The organism is Streptomonospora wellingtoniae, assembly GCF_031845375.1.
Classification (GTDB): domain Bacteria; phylum Actinomycetota; class Actinomycetes; order Streptosporangiales; family Streptosporangiaceae; genus Streptomonospora; species Streptomonospora wellingtoniae.
Map to the genome: position 1 here is coordinate 54,476 of NZ_JAVREK010000020.1, position 15,323 is coordinate 69,798.

At 71.2% G+C, this 15,323-nt stretch carries 14 protein-coding genes and 1 tRNA gene; 5 read left to right on the top strand and 10 right to left on the bottom strand.

Annotation, left to right across the window (positions count from 1 at the left end; all coding sequences use genetic code 11):
- Window positions 1–222: 222 nt before the first annotated feature.
- Window positions 223–1,110 (bottom strand): NUDIX hydrolase, encoded by an 888-nt coding sequence (locus RM446_RS17800; protein ID WP_311546468.1) that lies wholly within the window; start codon window positions 1,108–1,110, stop codon window positions 223–225.
- Between the two features lie 124 nt (window positions 1,111–1,234).
- Between RM446_RS17800 and RM446_RS17805 the strand changes: the two genes are divergently transcribed.
- The gene (locus RM446_RS17805; RefSeq protein WP_311546469.1) at window positions 1,235–2,533 is read left to right on the top strand and encodes a hypothetical protein; all 1,299 of its coding nucleotides are present in this window, start codon (window positions 1,235–1,237) and stop codon (window positions 2,531–2,533) included.
- A gap of 62 nt (window positions 2,534–2,595) precedes the next feature.
- Here the strand turns inward: RM446_RS17805 and RM446_RS17810 are convergent, their stop codons facing one another.
- From RM446_RS17810 to RM446_RS17820, 3 genes are all read right to left on the bottom strand, one after another.
- On the bottom strand, window positions 2,596–3,132 hold the full coding sequence (locus tag RM446_RS17810) for a hypothetical protein (protein WP_311546470.1): 537 nt from the start codon (window positions 3,130–3,132) through the stop codon (window positions 2,596–2,598).
- 780 nt (window positions 3,133–3,912) lie between these two features.
- The gene (locus RM446_RS17815) at window positions 3,913–4,524 is read right to left on the bottom strand and encodes a DUF4352 domain-containing protein (protein ID WP_311546471.1); all 612 of its coding nucleotides are present in this window, start codon (window positions 4,522–4,524) and stop codon (window positions 3,913–3,915) included.
- 7 nt (window positions 4,525–4,531) lie between these two features.
- The gene (locus tag RM446_RS17820; RefSeq protein WP_311546472.1) at window positions 4,532–5,263 is read right to left on the bottom strand and encodes a hypothetical protein; all 732 of its coding nucleotides are present in this window, start codon (window positions 5,261–5,263) and stop codon (window positions 4,532–4,534) included.
- 349 nt (window positions 5,264–5,612) lie between these two features.
- Between RM446_RS17820 and RM446_RS17825 the strand changes: the two genes are divergently transcribed.
- The 4 genes from RM446_RS17825 (at window position 5,613) to RM446_RS17840 (ending at window position 10,122) form a co-directional block, all read left to right on the top strand.
- A complete protein-coding gene (locus RM446_RS17825; RefSeq protein ID WP_311546473.1) occupies window positions 5,613–5,771 on the top strand; it encodes a hypothetical protein in 159 nt (52 codons plus the stop codon).
- Window positions 5,772–5,822: 51 nt separating this feature from the next.
- Window positions 5,823–5,996 carry a hypothetical protein gene (locus RM446_RS17830; RefSeq protein ID WP_311546474.1) on the top strand — a complete coding sequence of 58 codons (174 nt, stop codon included), beginning with the start codon at window positions 5,823–5,825 and terminating at the stop codon, window positions 5,994–5,996.
- A 137-nt stretch (window positions 5,997–6,133) separates the two neighbouring features.
- Window positions 6,134–9,175, top strand: a complete 3,042-nt coding sequence (locus RM446_RS17835; RefSeq protein ID WP_311546475.1) for an AfsR/SARP family transcriptional regulator — start codon at window positions 6,134–6,136, stop codon at window positions 9,173–9,175.
- 870 nt (window positions 9,176–10,045) lie between these two features.
- Window positions 10,046–10,122: transfer RNA gene (locus tag RM446_RS17840), tRNA-Pro, on the top strand.
- Window positions 10,123–10,202: 80 nt separating this feature from the next.
- On the opposite strand, the gene RM446_RS17845 is transcribed toward RM446_RS17840, so the two are convergent.
- The 6 genes from RM446_RS17845 to RM446_RS17870 form a co-directional block, all read right to left on the bottom strand.
- Window positions 10,203–11,366 (bottom strand): tyrosine-type recombinase/integrase, encoded by a 1,164-nt coding sequence (locus RM446_RS17845; RefSeq protein WP_311546476.1) that lies wholly within the window; start codon window positions 11,364–11,366, stop codon window positions 10,203–10,205.
- Between the two features lie 66 nt (window positions 11,367–11,432).
- Complete coding sequence (locus RM446_RS17850; RefSeq protein WP_311546477.1) at window positions 11,433–11,633, bottom strand: helix-turn-helix domain-containing protein; 201 nt, start codon at window positions 11,631–11,633, stop codon at window positions 11,433–11,435.
- Window positions 11,634–11,680: 47 nt separating this feature from the next.
- The gene (locus RM446_RS17855) at window positions 11,681–13,264 is read right to left on the bottom strand and encodes a YfjI family protein (protein WP_311546478.1); all 1,584 of its coding nucleotides are present in this window, start codon (window positions 13,262–13,264) and stop codon (window positions 11,681–11,683) included.
- The gene (locus RM446_RS17860) at window positions 13,261–14,160 is read right to left on the bottom strand and encodes a bifunctional DNA primase/polymerase (RefSeq protein ID WP_311546479.1); all 900 of its coding nucleotides are present in this window, start codon (window positions 14,158–14,160) and stop codon (window positions 13,261–13,263) included. Before RM446_RS17860 ends, RM446_RS17855 begins: the two co-directional genes overlap by 4 nt.
- Window positions 14,157–14,840 (bottom strand): DNA cytosine methyltransferase, encoded by a 684-nt coding sequence (locus RM446_RS17865; RefSeq protein WP_311546480.1) that lies wholly within the window; start codon window positions 14,838–14,840, stop codon window positions 14,157–14,159. Before RM446_RS17865 ends, RM446_RS17860 begins: the two co-directional genes overlap by 4 nt.
- Window positions 14,837–15,244: an RRQRL motif-containing zinc-binding protein gene (locus RM446_RS17870; RefSeq protein WP_311546481.1), complete on the bottom strand. Its 408-nt coding sequence runs from the start codon at window positions 15,242–15,244 to the stop codon at window positions 14,837–14,839. The genes RM446_RS17865 and RM446_RS17870 overlap by 4 nt, the downstream gene beginning before the upstream one ends.
- Window positions 15,245–15,323 lie beyond the last annotated feature (79 nt).

Below are 15,323 nucleotides of genomic sequence, written 5' to 3' on the forward strand. Positions count from 1 at the left end.
GCTGGTTGGAAGCCTGTGCCCAGCCTGTCCACCCAGGATGCCCGCCCGGCGGCGGAGGTGCATCAGGGCACATCCCTGACTTACCCCTGACGGAGCACTCTGGCACCTGTCGACCCTAGGCCGCGGACTTTTTCCACAGCCCTGTGGGCGGCTTCTGCCGGATGAACGAGCGGCGCGCGGCGGAAGTGCCCCGCCCGCTCACCACCAGTAGACCGTCGAGCCTCAGCCCTCCGCCGCGCCGCGCACCCCCTCGACCGCGTTCGACAGCACACCCGCCTCCGCCAGCCACGCCGGAGGAACCGTGGCGGCGCCGCCGCGCTCGGTGCCGTCGCCGCCGGTGACGAGGAGGGTGTCGGTGCGCACGCCGTCCGCGGCGTCCTGCCCTGGGGCGCCGACCGCCGCGCCGGGGCGCGCACGCACCACCTCGACGCCGGGCGCGGGGGCGGGAACCGGGGCCGCCGCCCCGACCAGCAGACTGATCCGCGGGAACCACAGGTGCAGGCCGGCTTCGGCGAACCCGTCGGGCAGCGCCTCGGCGGCCACGCCCGAGGCGGCCAGCTCCGACAGGTCGTCGCGCAGCCGCTCCAGCGCCGCCGGGCTCTCATCGGGCAGCACCGTCGCGGCGTCGACGTCCAGGGCGAGCCGTCGGCCCAGCGCCTCGCGCAGGAGCGGCCAGGTGCGGCCGAAGGCCGGCAGCAGCCGCAGCCCGGCCACCTCGCCGACTCCGACCCACCGCACCTCGTCGCTCTCCCAGTTGGCTGCTTCGAGTCGCCCGCCCGACGCGGTGCGCGCCAGCACCGTGTCGTAGCGCCAGACCGCGTGCTCCTGGCGGTGCAGTCCGATCAGCTCGAACGCGCCGGGGTCGCCGGACACCTCTTCGGCGAACTCCCGGAGCGCGGCCTGCAGAGGGCTCTCGTCGCTGTTGCGCGCCCCTCCGGGCACACCCCAGGTGCCGCCCTGGTGGCTGCCCACCGCGCGGTGCTGCATCAGCACCCGGCCGGAGGGGCCGCTGCGCTGCCCGGGCGCGCGGAGCAGCAGGCCTGCGCTGCCGAAGCGCCCCCAGCGGCGCGAACCGTCGGGAAGAGTCACCCAGCCGTCGCCGTCGCTCATCCCACCTCCTTCTCCTGCCCCGATCGACGGGGCGGTCTCGACCCCTCCACCTTGCCCACTGCGGCCGACTCCGGCCAGTGCGGATACCCACCGCGCACCCCCTGCCCGCTAGGATTTGCGCGCGATGAGCAGTACGGCAAAGGCGACGGCCTCGGTTTCCCGGCTTCCCCTGTACACCCTCGACCTGGCGAGGCGGTACTGGGCGCCGCTGCTGTGCGTCTATGTCATCGGCACGTTTCTGCACGACATGATGATGCGCGGCGTCGTCCGGCTGTCGGCCTTCGACCAGAACGTGGGCCTCATCGGCATGACCCTCGTCGTGCTGACGCAGTTGACCGTCACCATCGTCATGTTCCACATGCTGCGGCCGGGCCTGCCCACCGTCGACCGCGAGCTGTTCACCCGGACCTCCCCCCGCTCCGGCGGGGTCTCCGAAGGCGAGCGGCGCTGGGTCGACGCGGTGGCGGGGTCGATCCTGCCGTTCCTCATCTTCTACAACGCTTGGGGCCGCTTCGCCGAGGAGTTCCGCCAGTACAACGTGGAACTGATCAACCAGCGCGGCCTTACCGGGTTCGTCGAGATCAACGACGTCAACGCGCTCGGCCTTCCGCTGGCCGTCGCGCTGGCATCCTTCCTGCTGCGGGTGCTGTGCGACCGGCTCTACGCCCGCACCGACAGCAAGATCCTGGGCATGTTCACGGCGGTGTTCGAGGCCAACTGGATGTTCTTCGGCCTGTTCTCGATCATGCAGGTCTACAACAACATCAAGACCTGGGCCGCCCAGCGCCAGGCCTGGCACGCGTTCGAGAACGGCATCCTGGAGTTCATGCGCAGCCTCGGCGGCGCCACGTCGCTGCCGATCGAGCAGGGTTACCTGGCCGCGTTGGACCTGGTCGGGCAGCTGCTGCTGCACCTGCGCGACGGCCTGTTCGAGCCGCTGCTGTGGCTGACCATCGCAGCGGTGATCTTCGGCGCCGAGATGGACCGCCACGATGCGCTGTTCCGCAAGGGCACCCGCGCAGCCAAGATCGAGGACGCGCTGACCTCGCCGAGCAACAGCGTCCTGCGCCAGGTGGGCCGGCTCATGCGGCGCAGCGCGCAGGACCGGTGGACGCCCTTCATCAACGCCTTCCGCTTCATCCTGCGCGCGAGCCCGGTGTTCTACCTGGGCTTCTGCCTCTACTACGTGCTGATGGAGGTCGCCTTCGCCTGGCTGGAGCGCGGCGTCTTCGTCGCGGTCGGGCCGCACGACTTCCTCGGCTGGTGGTGGCCGTGGCTCACGCCCGTCAACTTCATGGTCGACGCGCTGCACGAGCTGATGCGCGTGTGCCTTCTGGCGGCGACGTTCGAGGTCACCTTGCGCAGCCTGAACGCCTCCAGCACCGGACGCCGCGCCCGCGCGGCGGGGCGCGTGCACGCCTGAGCGCCGTCGCCTGCGCACCCGGTCGGGCCCGCGCGGCCCCCGGCGGCCGCCGGGGGCCGCGCTTACTCTTCCTGCTCGAAGCGCATCGCCTGGGGGGCGGGGTCCGCACCGCCGCCGGCGGTGGGCACGGCGACCTCGAAGACGAGTGAGTCGACGGCGTCGTCGGGCACGAGGAAGCTGACCACCACGCCGGCCTCCTCGCCGGCGGGCAGCGGCTCGCCGTCCTCGCCGGTGCATCCGTAGAGGACCGAGACCGTGCCCTCCAGGCTGGGCCGCATGGAGTAGCTGGAAGTCGGCTGCCACCAGCGGCCCTGGTCGTCGACCGCGCGGAAGTCGCAGTCCGTGAGGCGCTTGCGCGCCTTGCCCTCGCCGGGGGTCAGCTTGAACACGGCGTCGACGAGGCGGGTGCCGTCGGGCGGCGGCGCAGATCCCTCCAGTTCGCCGACGAGCGTGCCGCGCAGCTCCCAGCGGCTGCCCACCAGCTCCGCGGGGTCCTCGGTGCCCGCGACCGCGATCGGCTCCGGCGATATCGCGCCCTGGTCGAGCATCGCCTCGCGCTCCATCCACCAGGGCACGCCGAGAGCGGTCGGCAGCGCCACCGCCAATACGGCGATTGACGGCAGGTGGGCGCGCCTCCAGAACGGGAGCGCCCGCCGCGCGCGTGGGCTCCCCTGCGTTACAGGCAGCGCGGGGTGCGGCGGCTGCGCCTGCGGAGGGTACCCGCCGGGCGGCGGCGCGAAGGCGGGCGTGCCCGGAGGCGGGGGAGGCCCATAGGGGCCTTGCGGACCGTACGGGCCGGGCGGACCCTGCGGCACCTGCTGCCCCTGGGGGCCGGGCGGACCGACCGGTCGGCCGCCCTGGGGACCGCCGGGCGGCGGGGGGCCGACCTGCGGAGCGCCGGGCGGCGGCGGTGGCGGGCCCGGGCGGCCCTGGGACGGGTGCGGGCCGGGCTGCGGCCCCTGCCAGGGCGGCGGGCCCGGCTGCTGTCCCGGCGGCGGTCCCTGCGGTCCCCGGGGAGCCTGAGGCCCCGGTCCCCCATGGGGAACGGGGCCGCCGGGCCGCGGGCCGGGGCCCGACGGCCCCGGGTGGGGACCGTTGGCGCCGGGGGGCGGAGGCGCCGGGGCAGGGCGGCCGCCCTGCTGTCCGGGCGGGCCGGCAGGCGGCCGGTTCCCCGGGGGCGGAGGCGCGGGGCGGCCCTCCGGGCCGGGGGCCGAGGGCGGGTGCTCCGGGGACGGACGCTGCCCGCCGGAGGGATGCCGCTGCCCCTCGGGGGGCGTCGGCGGCTGCCGGTCGCCGGAGGACTGCTTCTCGGCGCGCGGCCGATGGTCGTGGGGCCGCTCGCCGCGGCGGGGGTCGTCAGGGTGCATTGGCGGCGCTTCCTACGACGTCTTGGCGGGTGCGGGAACGTCGATACGCTCGTCCGGCCGGGAGAGGCGCTGGTCGAGCTCTGCTCCGCTCAGCCCCAGGTCGATGTCGGCGCGGGCGCTGAGGCGGTCGTCGACCGACTCGCGGGCGTTCACCTGGAGGACGGGTGCGGAGATCCGGTCCTCGGGCACCTCGAACACCAGCATGCCGGTGACGGGGATCCCCGCCTCCAGCGTGGTGCTGAGGCCGCCGGAGAGGCTGTTGCTCAGCCACCCGTTGGCGGAGTAGACGTAGCCGTCGTCCATCACGAGTTCGGCGTCGACGTTGATCAGCGGAGCCGAGGCCGAGGTGATCCGGACGGTGGCCACCAGCCACACGCCGTGCGCCTCGATCGGCCCGGAGGAGCCGAAGCCGTCCTTGTCGGCCACGGTCTCGGCGAACCGGACCTTCTGCACGGTGACGGAAAACTGGTCGGCGTCGACGGGCTCGCCGATGTCGCCCGAGTAGGCGATGGGCTCGGTCGCCAGCGTCTCGTCGGGCACCAGCGACTGGGCCGCCACGATCAGGGCGAGCAGCGTCAGGGTGGCGAAGGTCGCGAACGCGCTGCGGACGAAAGAGGAGGCCACGCGCGTCTCACCCCTTCCCGAGCGGGATGGTGACCTCGGCCGCGACGTCGTCGGTGGCCTTCCAGGACTTGGACTGGTCGGTGAAGCCCGGCGAGAACTCGGTCTCGCTGAAGGTCAGGGTCACCTCGTCCTCCTTCTCGGCGAGCGGCGCCACGTCCTCGGGGGTCTTCATCAGCTCGTCGAGGTCGAAGGGCTCGGAGTCGCCCGACTCGCCTTCCAGGCCGGCCAGAGGGTTGTCGGACTGCTCCTGCTCGTCCTGCTTGTCGTCCGCCTCGGCCTTGCGCAGCGACCACGTCATGACGACCTTCTCGCGCATACCGGGCTGGACCTCGAACACCAGGCCCTCAGGGTGGCGGACGTAGGCCAGGCTGAGCGCGGACGCGTCGATCGCGCCGGAGGGGAACGCCACCTCGATCACGCGGCCCAGTTGGCTGACCTGAAGGGGCTTGGTGTCGTTCGAGGTGAGTTCGGCGCGTACCTGGAGCGCGGTGAGGCCGGCGTCGTCCTTGACGAACTCCGCTTTCTGCGGGGTCAGGGTGTACATCTTGGTGCGCACCTCGGTACCCGGCTCGACGCCGCGGCCGGCGTCCGCCCGGGCCAGGCCGCCGGTCGCCCAGAGCAGAAGGGTCGCCGCCGCCAGGACGGCGGCGGCCATCAGCAGGATGACCACCCTCCAGAGCGTGCTCTGGGGAAGGAGGCCGCTCGATTCTTCGTCGGTGTCTGGAGCGTGGTGTGCCACGAGCAGGAAGTGTAGAGGGAACCACCCCCTTCGTGCCCTTTCGCGGCCTGATGAGGACAGATTCCCGAGTGTCGGGAACCGAACGCCCGGGTAGCGCGCGCGGCCCGCCGAGAGGGGCTGCCGTCAGCCGAAAGTGAACTGAAAGCGGTCCGCAAGACCCTGTTCCTAGGCTGGAACCACGTTCAGCCGGACCGGCACCCGCAGGAGGACGGCCTGCGGGCGCCGGCCGCGTTGGGCACGGGGTCGTCGGCGGTTGGAAGCCGACCGGGCCCCGGAGTGCTTCGGGCCGAAACCTCGATCGCGGGGGCAGGCCTTCTCCTTGACGTTCCATGCGACCGAAGGAGTCTCCATGACTTCGCCCCTGCTCGTCGGCGCCCGCAGCGTCGAGGCGGAGTTCGCGGCCATCATCGCCAGGGTCGATCCCTTCTCCGAACCGGACTACGAGACGTTCGAGGAGGACGAAGACCAGCCGGTCGACGACGACGCACCGATGGTTGACTGGCCCTAGCCCCCTTCGGTCCGCATCCGTGCACCACTCTGCAGAAACCGAGGATCACCGATGAGCCAAGCAGCGGTCGCCCCCGCCGCGTCGATCGACGCGGAGTTCGCTTCCATCGCCGCCAGGATCGAGCCGTTCTCCGAGCCCGACCCCGAGCAGGAGGACCAGACGGCCCCCGAGAGCGCCCCTTCCGAGAAGGAGGCGGAGACTCCCGAGAAGGAGTCCGACAAGTAGGGGCGACGAGTCCCGGGGGCCGCTGATGCGGTCCCGCGTGCCGCTGTGGACGCCGTGCTTCGGGGAGGGGAGCACGGCGTCCACAGCGCTGTTGCTTCCCCCGGTGCCGCGCGAACCGCCTTGCTAGAGTGCTGTTCGTGAATTTTGGCGTGCTCGGCCCCATATCAGCGTGGTCGAACGACGGAGAGTCGCTCTCCGTCGGCGGTCCGCGACAGCGCTGCGTACTGGGCACGCTTCTCATGGAGCGGGGCAAGGAAGTCACCGTCGACCGCCTGATCGAGTACCTGTGGGACGACGACCCGCCCCGGACCGCCCGCTCCGTGATCCAGGTGCAGATCTCGCACCTGCGCCGCTCCTTTCCCGACGTCATCCAGACGACCGCCGGCGGCTACATGGCGGCGGTCGAGGCGGACCGGGTCGACCTGCACCGGTTCCGCGCACTCGTCGAACGCGCCAAGGCCGCGGGCGACCCCGCCGAGGAGGCCGTCCTCTGGGACGACGCGCTCGCGTGCTGGCGCGGCCAGCCCTTCTCCGGCACCGGCTCCGAGCACCTGTGGAACGCCGTCGCCCGGCCGCTGCTCGAAGAGAACTGGAGCGCCTGGACCTCGTGGGCGCAGTGCGCGTTCGCCCTGCACCGCTACACCGAGATCGTCACCCGGGTCACGCCGCTGGTGCGCGAGGACCCGATGCGGGAGCGCCTCCAGTACTTCCTGATCGCTGCGCTGTACCGCAGCGGGCAGCGCGCCTCCGCGCTCGCGGTTTTCCAGGAGTGCCGGGAGTACCTGGCCGAGGAGCTCGGCGTCGACCCGAGTCCCGAGGTCATGGAGCTGCACGGGCAGATCCTGCGCGACACCGAGTCCAACGTCGGGCGGCTCATCGGCGCCGTCGACTCCTCGGGCGGGGCGGCCCCGGTTGAGCAGACGCCGCTACGGGCGCAGCGGCCGCGCGACTTCGTCTCGCGCAACGACCTCCCGCGCGACATCCCCGACTTCACCGGGCGCGAGAACGACGTGGACCGCCTGCTCGCGCTCGGGATGCGCGACGAGAACCGGGCCGAGATCGCTGTCGTGACCGGCCTGGGCGGAGCGGGTAAGACGACTCTGGCCGTGCACGGCGCGCACCGGCTGGCCGACCGGTTCCCCGACGGCCTGCTGTTCATCGACCTCTACGGCTACACGGTCGAGCACGAACCCGTCATCCCCGCCGCGGCGCTGGGCAGCCTCCTGCGCGCGATCGGCGTGCAGCCGGACGCGATCCCGGAGTCCGTCGAGGAGCGCGCCGCGCTGTGGCGCGCGAGCCTGACAGGTCGGCGGGTGCTGATCGTGCTGGACAACGTCGCCAACTTCGCGCAGATCAGCCCGTTGCTGGCGGCCGCACCGGGGTCCTTCACCCTCGTCACCTCGCGCCAGGACCTGCCCGGGCTGAGCGGGGCGCAGTACATCTCCCTGGGCATGCTCACCGAGGAGTCGTCGCTGCGCCTGTTCTCGGCCGTTCTGGGGCAGGACCGCGTCGACCAGGAGGAGCCGACCGCGCGCGAGGTCGTGCGGCTGTGCGGCGGGCTCCCGCTCGCGCTGCGCATCGTGGCGGGCCGCATGCTCAGCCGACCGCGCTGGACCTTCGAGCACGTCAAGCAGCGGCTTACCGAGCACCACCGGATGTTCCGCGAGCTGCGGATCGAGGGCCACAGCGTCGAAGCCGTCTTCGAGCTGTCCTACCAGAGTCTCAACGAAGAGCAGCGCCGCGCGTTCCTCATCCTGGGCGTGATGATCGGCGGCACCGTCGACCTCCACGGCGCGGCCGCCCTGCTCGACTGCGACCCTCCCGAGGCCGACGACCTGCTCCAGGAGCTGGTGAGCGTCTGCCTGTTCGAAGAGCCCAGCGTCGACCTCTACCGGTTCCACGACCTGCTCGGCTCCTACGCCCGCGAGAAGGCGGCCACCGATCTCTCCCCTGCCGAGGCCGAGGAGGCTCGGCGCCGCCTCGCCGACCACTACCTCGACATGGCCAATCGCGCGGCCGACATGATGGGGCCGCGCGGCCACCACTACGAGATCGACCGGAGCAGCTCCTCCAGGTACGAGACCACGCTGGCCGACCACGCCCAGGCCACCGCGTGGTTCGAGCGCCACCAGGACAACCTCGCCTCGGCTGTGGACTTCTACGCGGGCGCAGGGCTGGACGAGCAGGCGTGGCAGCTCGCCGACTCGCTGTGGCGGCACTACGCGAACCACGGCCAGACCGAGCTGATGATGTCGACCCAGGAGAAGGCGCTCGCCGCCAGCCGGGCCAACGGCAACGTGCGCGGCAGCGCCGCCACCCTCATCGGCCTTGGCATCGCCCACTGCCTGGCGGGCCGGTTCAGCCACTCGCTGAACCTGCTGAACGAGGCGCGCGAGCTGCTGGAGACCATCGACGACGAGCGCGGCAAGGCGCGGGTCTACTCCAGCCTGAGCATGGTCTACGACCGGATGGGGCGCTTCCACGAGGCCCTCTCCTGCATCTGGAAGGTGTTCGAGTATGCGGTCGCCGCCGGCGACCGCTCCCTTGAGGGCGTACAGCGGGCCAACCTGGGCGCGATGTACCAGGTTCTGGGCGACTACGAGAAGGCCCTTGAGCTCTGCGAGTCGGCACTGAAGATCAAGAGCGAAGAGGGGCAGTACGAGACCTCCGCCCAGGTCCTGCGCGTGCTGGGAGAGGTCAACTCCCAACTGGGCAAGCTGGACCAGGCCTTCTCCTACCTGTCCGAGGCGCTGAAGCTCGCGCAGCTCATCGGGTCCCAGCGTGACGAGTTCTACATCCGCAACGGCATGGCGGTGGCCCAGCGCCGCAGCGGCGACATCGAGGCGGCGATCGAGTCGCACAAGGCCGCCCTGCAGCTGGGAGAGGAGGTCGGACAGCACAGCGCGGACTCCGAGATCCTGTCTGAGCTGGGGTGCGCCTACGCCGAGTACGGTGACGCGGCCGAAGCCCAGCGGATCCAGGAGCGGGCGCTGGAGCTGGCCCGCACCAGGGGCGAGCGCCACGTCGAAGGACGCGCTCTGCTGCGGCTCGGCCTCCTGCCCGAGGCCGTCCCGCACGACGATCGGGTGACCTATCTGGCGAGCGCCGCCAAGCTCTTCGCCGACCTGGGCGCTCCGGAGACACAAGAGGCCCAGGCGGAGCTGCAGAAGCTCGTCTGAAGGCGCGCCGCCCGCCCCCGGACGTGCGCCGGACTACGCCGGTCGTCACTTTGGGTGGTTTCACGGGAAACAGCAGGTGAGCGTTCGGAAGCGAACGCGGTGGGCGGGCCGCCGGAGGCCCGGGCCTTTCATGACACCGGCTCGCAGGACTCGAACCGCCGCGGGGGGTGCACCCGTCGCCTCGTTCGCCGGGGATCGCCCCCATGGACCGGTGCTGCGTGTACCCGAGCGGACGCCTCCCCTCCTCCCCGCTGCCGGAGAGGAGGCCAAGGCCCTGTCCGCAGAGGAAGGGGAGGCATCCTGCTCGCCCGTGGAACGGCCGTCGTCCTACGGCCCGCCCTGGGGCGGACCGGGGCCGGCGGCGTTCCACCGCCCGCCCCGCACCGCGGCGGAGCCGAGAGCGGTCGGCGCCTCCTCACGGTGCTGCGGGCACAGGTGGTCGCCGGTCGCGCGCGCCCGCACGCAGCGGGGCGCGGCGCATCGGTGCTCTCCGAGTCGTGAGCGGAAGGTGCGGATGTGCGTGGTGCAATGGCGTTCTGTCGGCTCTGTGAGCTCGATGCAGTCGCCCACCGAGCACACCCGGGACCCGTTGAGCCACCGCGACAGGCGGACCCACCACGGGATCGGGACGGCGGACGGGGGATCGGGAACGGGTACACGGCTCTCGGCTCCCATGCTCCCAAGGTGCGTCGCGCGCCCCCGCCCGGCAACCCCGAGGGCCGCTCCCGGCCGTTTCCTCTAGAGAGGTTTGCCAATCCCCGCATCCCGGCACCTCGCCCCACCACCCCCACCCGTCCACCCGGCCTCGCCGCCGTCCCCGAACGTGTGCGACCACGCCCGCACGTCCGCTAGACTGTTCCTCGGCGCAAACGGGGTGTAGCGCAGCTTGGTAGCGCGCTTCGTTCGGGACGAAGAGGTCGTGGGTTCAAATCCCGCCACCCCGACCAGGGAAAAGGCCGGTCCACACGGACCGGCCTTTTCGCGTGAGGAAGCCAAACTGGAAGCCATTCGGCTTCCGTGGCCGCGGTCAATCGGGGTCGTTCTGGCCTTGGTTGAACAGCTCCCCCATGGCCTCGGCCCCCTCGGTGATGACCGGGCGCAGTTCCTTGCGGTAGACGAGTTCCGTCGTGCTGGTGGTGCTGTGCCCGACGAGTCGGGCGATGGCCTCCAGCGGCACGCCTTTCTCCGACATCAGGGATACGAAGCTGTGCCGCAGCTCGCGCGGCGTCCACGTACCGCCGATCTTGGCTCGCTTCACGATCGCCCGGAAGCCGCGGCGGACGTTGGCGGCGTCCAGCTCGGTGCCGACGTGACTGCAGAACACCAGGTCGTGTTCCTGCCAGTGCGCGCCGGCCGCGGCGCGCTGGTCGTCCTGCCTGGCCTTGTGCTCCTTGAGCGCCGTGACGACCTGGGGCGGCAGCGCCAGCGTGCGGCGGCTCTTCCTGGTTTTGGTGTCGCCGCCTTCGCGGACGGATCGCCAGACCTCGACGTGCGGCGGCGCTCCTGCCGGCGGCTCAAGGTGGACGTGGCGCCACTCCAGTGCGCGGGCTTCTTCGGTCCGTACGCCGATGAGCAGCGAGAGCACCACATAGGCGTGAAGCTGGGTGCCCCGCGCGGCGGCGAGGACTGCCGTGGCCTGTGCCAGCGTCAGCGCCTTGCTCGGTCGGCCCTCCTTCCCGTCTGGCGTGGTCACCAGTTCGGCGACGTTGCGGAGCACCTTGTCCCGGCGTTGGGCGAAGGCGATGGCGCGGCGAAGCACAGCGTGTAGCTCGCGGAGCGTCCGTGTGGCGAGTTCATCGGCCTTGTCCTCAAGCCAATCGTCAACGTCGTCGGCGGTAAGGTCCTTCAGCTTGGCCTTGCCCAAGGCCGGATAGATGTGCTTGTCCGCAAGGTGACGGCACTTGGCCACCGTGTTCGCCGATCGCTTCTTCAGTCCGCGCTTGAGGAAGTCCTCTACGGCATCGCCAACGGTGTAGTTCGTCGGCGCGCGGACCCCCGTTTCCAACTCTTGGCGCAGCTCTCGGAGCTTGGTCCGGACCTCGGTCTTGGTCCTCCCCATCCTGGTGTACCTACGGCGCTTTCCGGCTGGGGTGAATCCCATGGAGATGGCGCCGACATAGCGGTTCTTGGACTCGACCCAGTAAATTGAGTCGTCACCGTGCGCAGCGCGCTTCTTCTTCTCGTCAGACATCGGATCTTCCCTTGTGCGGGGGCTGTGAACGGGCGCGGCAGCGCCGGAGCGCTGCCGCGCGGGTCGCTAGGCGGCTACTTGCGATTCCTGCTCAAGCAGCGCCACGAAGTCGGCTATGGCGCCGGCGGGCACGCGGCGGGCACGGCCCACCTTGACGAACCGCAGGCGGCCCGCGGCCATCTGCTCATAGAGTTCGGCGCGGCTCAGGGAGAGGACTTCCGCTGCTTCGGTGACCTTGTAGAGAGCCTTGGTGGCGTCCGATGCCATGGTGTGAGGGCTCCTTTCCTAGGGCGGCCTCGGTGGTTGCTTGGCGGCTATGCACCGGGGCCGCTGTGTGCTCCGAGCAGTTCGGGGTGTACTTCATAGGCTGGCGAAGGTGGGCGTCCCCCTTTCGCGCTGGGTACGGGTCGGGGTTCCGCTCGAATCCATCCGTGGGATTCGAGGAGTTCCAGAGCGGGTTGGAGGTCGGCGACTTTGCGGAAGGTTCCGCGGGGTAGCCCGTTGAATGCTTCCCGCACCGTGAAGCGGGTTGGTTTCTTCCGCGACAGCCAGTCTTTGACGAGCTGCGCCTTTTCGGCCTCGGGGTCGGCGCCCATGTGGTCGAAGGCGGCCAGGGCGTGCGCGGTGAAGTACTCGCCCAGCCGCACCGCGGCGGCCATCGTTTCCCCGCTGATCGGCTGGCGGTAGCCGTCGACCGGGTTGGCGGCCAGGTGGATCAGACCGGCCATACGCACGATGGCGCCCACGGACTTGCCCGCCCAGTCGGCTACGTGGCCCAGGTCGCCGGTCTGGGCGTGTAGGCGCGGTTCGATCGCCGCGGCGTAGTCGATGCGCTGCTGGTCGGCCTCAGGCGAGAGCTGCAGGCGGATCGGGTCGTCTTGCCAGTCGAACAGCGCGTTCACCATGCGCTGCAGCCGCTCGCCGTACGAGCGCACCACGTCATCGGGGCAGGGGTCGGGGTCGACCTTGCGGCGGCCCACGTTGCTCTCGGGCAGCGCGTAGAGGAACCGGCCCAAGAGGCCCTTACCGCGAAAGCCCGGACCTGTGGCGATCTCGGTGATGACCTCGGGCTGCACCGCAAGCCCGAGCGTCAATATGGCGGAGTCGACGTGTTCGGCGGCGCGGCCCTTGCGGTCCACGCGCAACATGTCGCCGGCATGGCCTTTCAGGAACAGGTCGAAGTTGGGAGTGCCCGAGTAGCGCCCGGCCAGGATCTGGAAGATCCCGCCTTCCGCGCTGAGCACGGCCAGGCGTCCGCCCTGTTCGGTGAGGATGCTCGCGGCGGTCTCCGGGGTCACGTCGTCGGCCACCAGTTGAGGTTCTACGGGAACCTTGATCTGGTCGATGGCCACCGCCGCGTCGCTGGCCTCGGCGAGCTTGTCCGGCGCGCCGTTGCTGGCCGCGGCCTGCTGCTTGGCCTTCTCCGCGGCGCTGGCGGCGAGTTCACGAGCGAGCTTGGCCTCGGTGATCTGCGGGCGGATGCGTTCGGCCAGGTCCTTTTCCGCCTGCAGCAGGGGCGCGCACATCGCGCGGAAGACCGCGGACTTGCGCGATGCCGGGGGCATGGCGACCACGGTGAACAGGTTGACGGGCTCGGTGTAGGTGCCGCGCACCTGGACCAGAGCGCGCCCGCCGGCGGCGGTGGACAGCGCCGCCAGGCTGATGCAGCCCGCCAGGTCCGCGGGTGTCTGGGTTTCCTCGGCGATGCCGGCCACCATGGCGGCGACCCAGTCGGGCAGCTCCTCGGTGGGGAAGGCGGGCAAGCGCCGCGTGGTGCCCAGCGGGACGGGCGCCTCCCACTGGGCAGGCTCGGGCTGGGTGGTGGGGTGCTGGCCGTGCAGGTCGGCCAGCACCCCATCAGCGTTCAGGCCGTTGAGGATGTCCTCGGCGCTGCTCACGCCGCACCCCCGCGGGGTTCGCGCAGCCCGGCTTGAATCCCGCTGCGCACGGTCGCTTCGCTCTCGTTGGCGCCCAAACCGGCTTGCCGCCCGGCGGCGGTCAACGCGTCTTCGGCGAGGTGCTTGGGCAGCAGCCCCCCGCCTACGAGTTGCCCGAGGGCGAAAGCGGCAGCGTTGAGCGTGTGGTTGCGGTGGCCGCGGCGGGTGGCCAGTACCCGGTCGACTTCCCCGCGCAAGGCCGCGGCCGCGTAGCCCGCGGCATGCGGATGGTTGGCCAGCATGGCGTTTACCTGGCCCGAGGTGATGCGGACCGGTTCGAGAGCGGGAAGCCGCCGTGCGATCCAGTCGGGCAGCGGCCCTACGGGCGCGGGGTTCTCCACGGCGTAGGTGCCAGCGCCGTCCTCGTCGGCGACGTGGGAGCCGGGGCCGACCACGTAGCCGCCGCGGGCGCGCGTGTCGATGAGCCAGCCCAGCTTTCCGGTGGTGTTGCGGTACGCCGAACCCTCGGGGCGTGCGTAGTACAGGTGCAGCCCGCCGCGGCGGGTGCGCACACTGAAGGTGTCCAGCGGCAGTTCCGCTTGGTGCTCCTCGGCGAGGGCGGCGAACACGTCGGCGCCCTCGGTGATGCCGGGCCGCTGCCACTCCGGTGGCGGCTCACTACCCGGCTTGGGAGTGTCCAGGTCGACCACCACCAGCCGAGACGGTCCGGTGGCGATGCCGTAGTTGAATCGGCCGCGGCCCCAGAACGCGCGGATGCGGTCGGCCTCGTTGGTGGCGTGGCGCTCCCAGTCCCGGAACCGGCGGTCGGGCCGCTTGGTGCCGTAGGCCAGGGGGAACACATGCCAGCCCCGGCGGGCGGCGGCGAGCACGAACGGCAGTACGTCGGTGGTGCTCATGCGGCGGTGGCCTCCTTCCCGATGAGCAGCCCCGCCAGGGCCGCGCCGATGTGACGGGTGTAGGCGGGTGGGATGGCTTCGGCCAGCTCTCGACGGACCGGGGTCCAGTCGATGCCCATGGCGTGCTGCCAATCGGCAACCGAGCCCTTGCCGCCGCCTTGGCCGTAGACGGCGAAGTAGGGGCCGCTGTACCAGCGGCCGTGCCGCATCCCGGCTACCCGGCCGCGGTGGGCCGGGTGGGCCGGTTGGGGCAGGCTCAGCCCGCCCAGCTCGAATACGCGGTGGCGGAGGACGGCAAGGCCGAACATCTCGCCGCACAGCAACAGATCACGCCGTATCGGTGCGCGTCCGGGCGGGTTCTCCATCACCCAGGGCCGCTTAGTGGCCTGCAACGCCGCGCGGGTGGCCGGGATGAGCTGGGGGTAGTTCCGGCCGTGGTTGGTGCCGGCTGTCAGCGTGCATCCGGCCTGGCACGGCGGGGATGCGTGGATCAGGTCGAAGGTGTGGCCGTGTTCGGCGACGAAGGCGATGGCATCGCCCTGGTGGAATGCGTCGCCCACATAGTTGGGTTGAGGGTCGATGTCGACCCCGGTTACGTGGAATCCGACATCTTGGTAGCCACTGGTGGCGCCGCCGGCGCAGCAGTAGAGGTCCAACAGGCGCGGTCGGTCGGTGCTCATGCGGCCGCTCCTTCCAGCTCCCAGGACTCGGGCGTGGTGCCCTCGGCGCAGTTGGGGCACTCCCCGAGCGAGGTGGGCAGGCAGTAGACGAACACCAGGCCACAGGTGGGGCAGGTGCGGCGCGCACGCATGGCCCGCTGCAGCGATGCCGTCATGGCGGCGGTGATCTCGCGCTTGGGCTTGGCCTGGCTGATGCGGTAGAGCAGCGCGGTGCGCGGGTGTCCCGCCTTGGCGCGGCGCGAGCGCCACATGAGCTGTGCGGCCGGTTCCTGTCCGGCCGGTCGCAAGCCCATGGCGGCGAGCTGCTTCTTGGTCGCCAGGTCGTCATCGACGATCCAGGCGACTCCCCAGGGGTAGGTCTGCAGGCCGTAGCGCTGCCCGTAGGGGTCGAGGTACTGCGGCATGATGGAAGACGCTCCTTTCCGGAGTGCGGCCCCGGTGGTTGCTTGGCGGCTATGCATCGGGGCCGCTTTCGTGCGTTCG

Excerpts from the sequence above, each read along its gene's own strand:
- RM446_RS17830 (WP_311546474.1), top strand. The coding sequence starts at position 5,823 with ATGAGCCAAGCAGCGGTCGCCCCCGCCGCGTCGATCGACGCGGAGTTC.
- RM446_RS17870 (WP_311546481.1), bottom strand. The coding sequence starts at position 15,244 with ATGCCGCAGTACCTCGACCCCTACGGGCAGCGCTACGGCCTGCAGACC.
- RM446_RS17865 (WP_311546480.1), bottom strand. The coding sequence starts at position 14,840 with ATGAGCACCGACCGACCGCGCCTGTTGGACCTCTACTGCTGCGCCGGC.
- RM446_RS17860 (WP_311546479.1), bottom strand. The coding sequence starts at position 14,160 with ATGAGCACCACCGACGTACTGCCGTTCGTGCTCGCCGCCGCCCGCCGG.
- RM446_RS17850 (WP_311546477.1), bottom strand. The coding sequence starts at position 11,633 with ATGGCATCGGACGCCACCAAGGCTCTCTACAAGGTCACCGAAGCAGCG.
- RM446_RS17845 (WP_311546476.1), bottom strand. The coding sequence starts at position 11,366 with ATGTCTGACGAGAAGAAGAAGCGCGCTGCGCACGGTGACGACTCAATT.
- RM446_RS17825 (WP_311546473.1), top strand. The coding sequence starts at position 5,613 with ATGACTTCGCCCCTGCTCGTCGGCGCCCGCAGCGTCGAGGCGGAGTTC.
- RM446_RS17805 (WP_311546469.1), top strand. The coding sequence starts at position 1,235 with ATGAGCAGTACGGCAAAGGCGACGGCCTCGGTTTCCCGGCTTCCCCTG.
- RM446_RS17800 (WP_311546468.1), bottom strand. The coding sequence starts at position 1,110 with ATGAGCGACGGCGACGGCTGGGTGACTCTTCCCGACGGTTCGCGCCGC.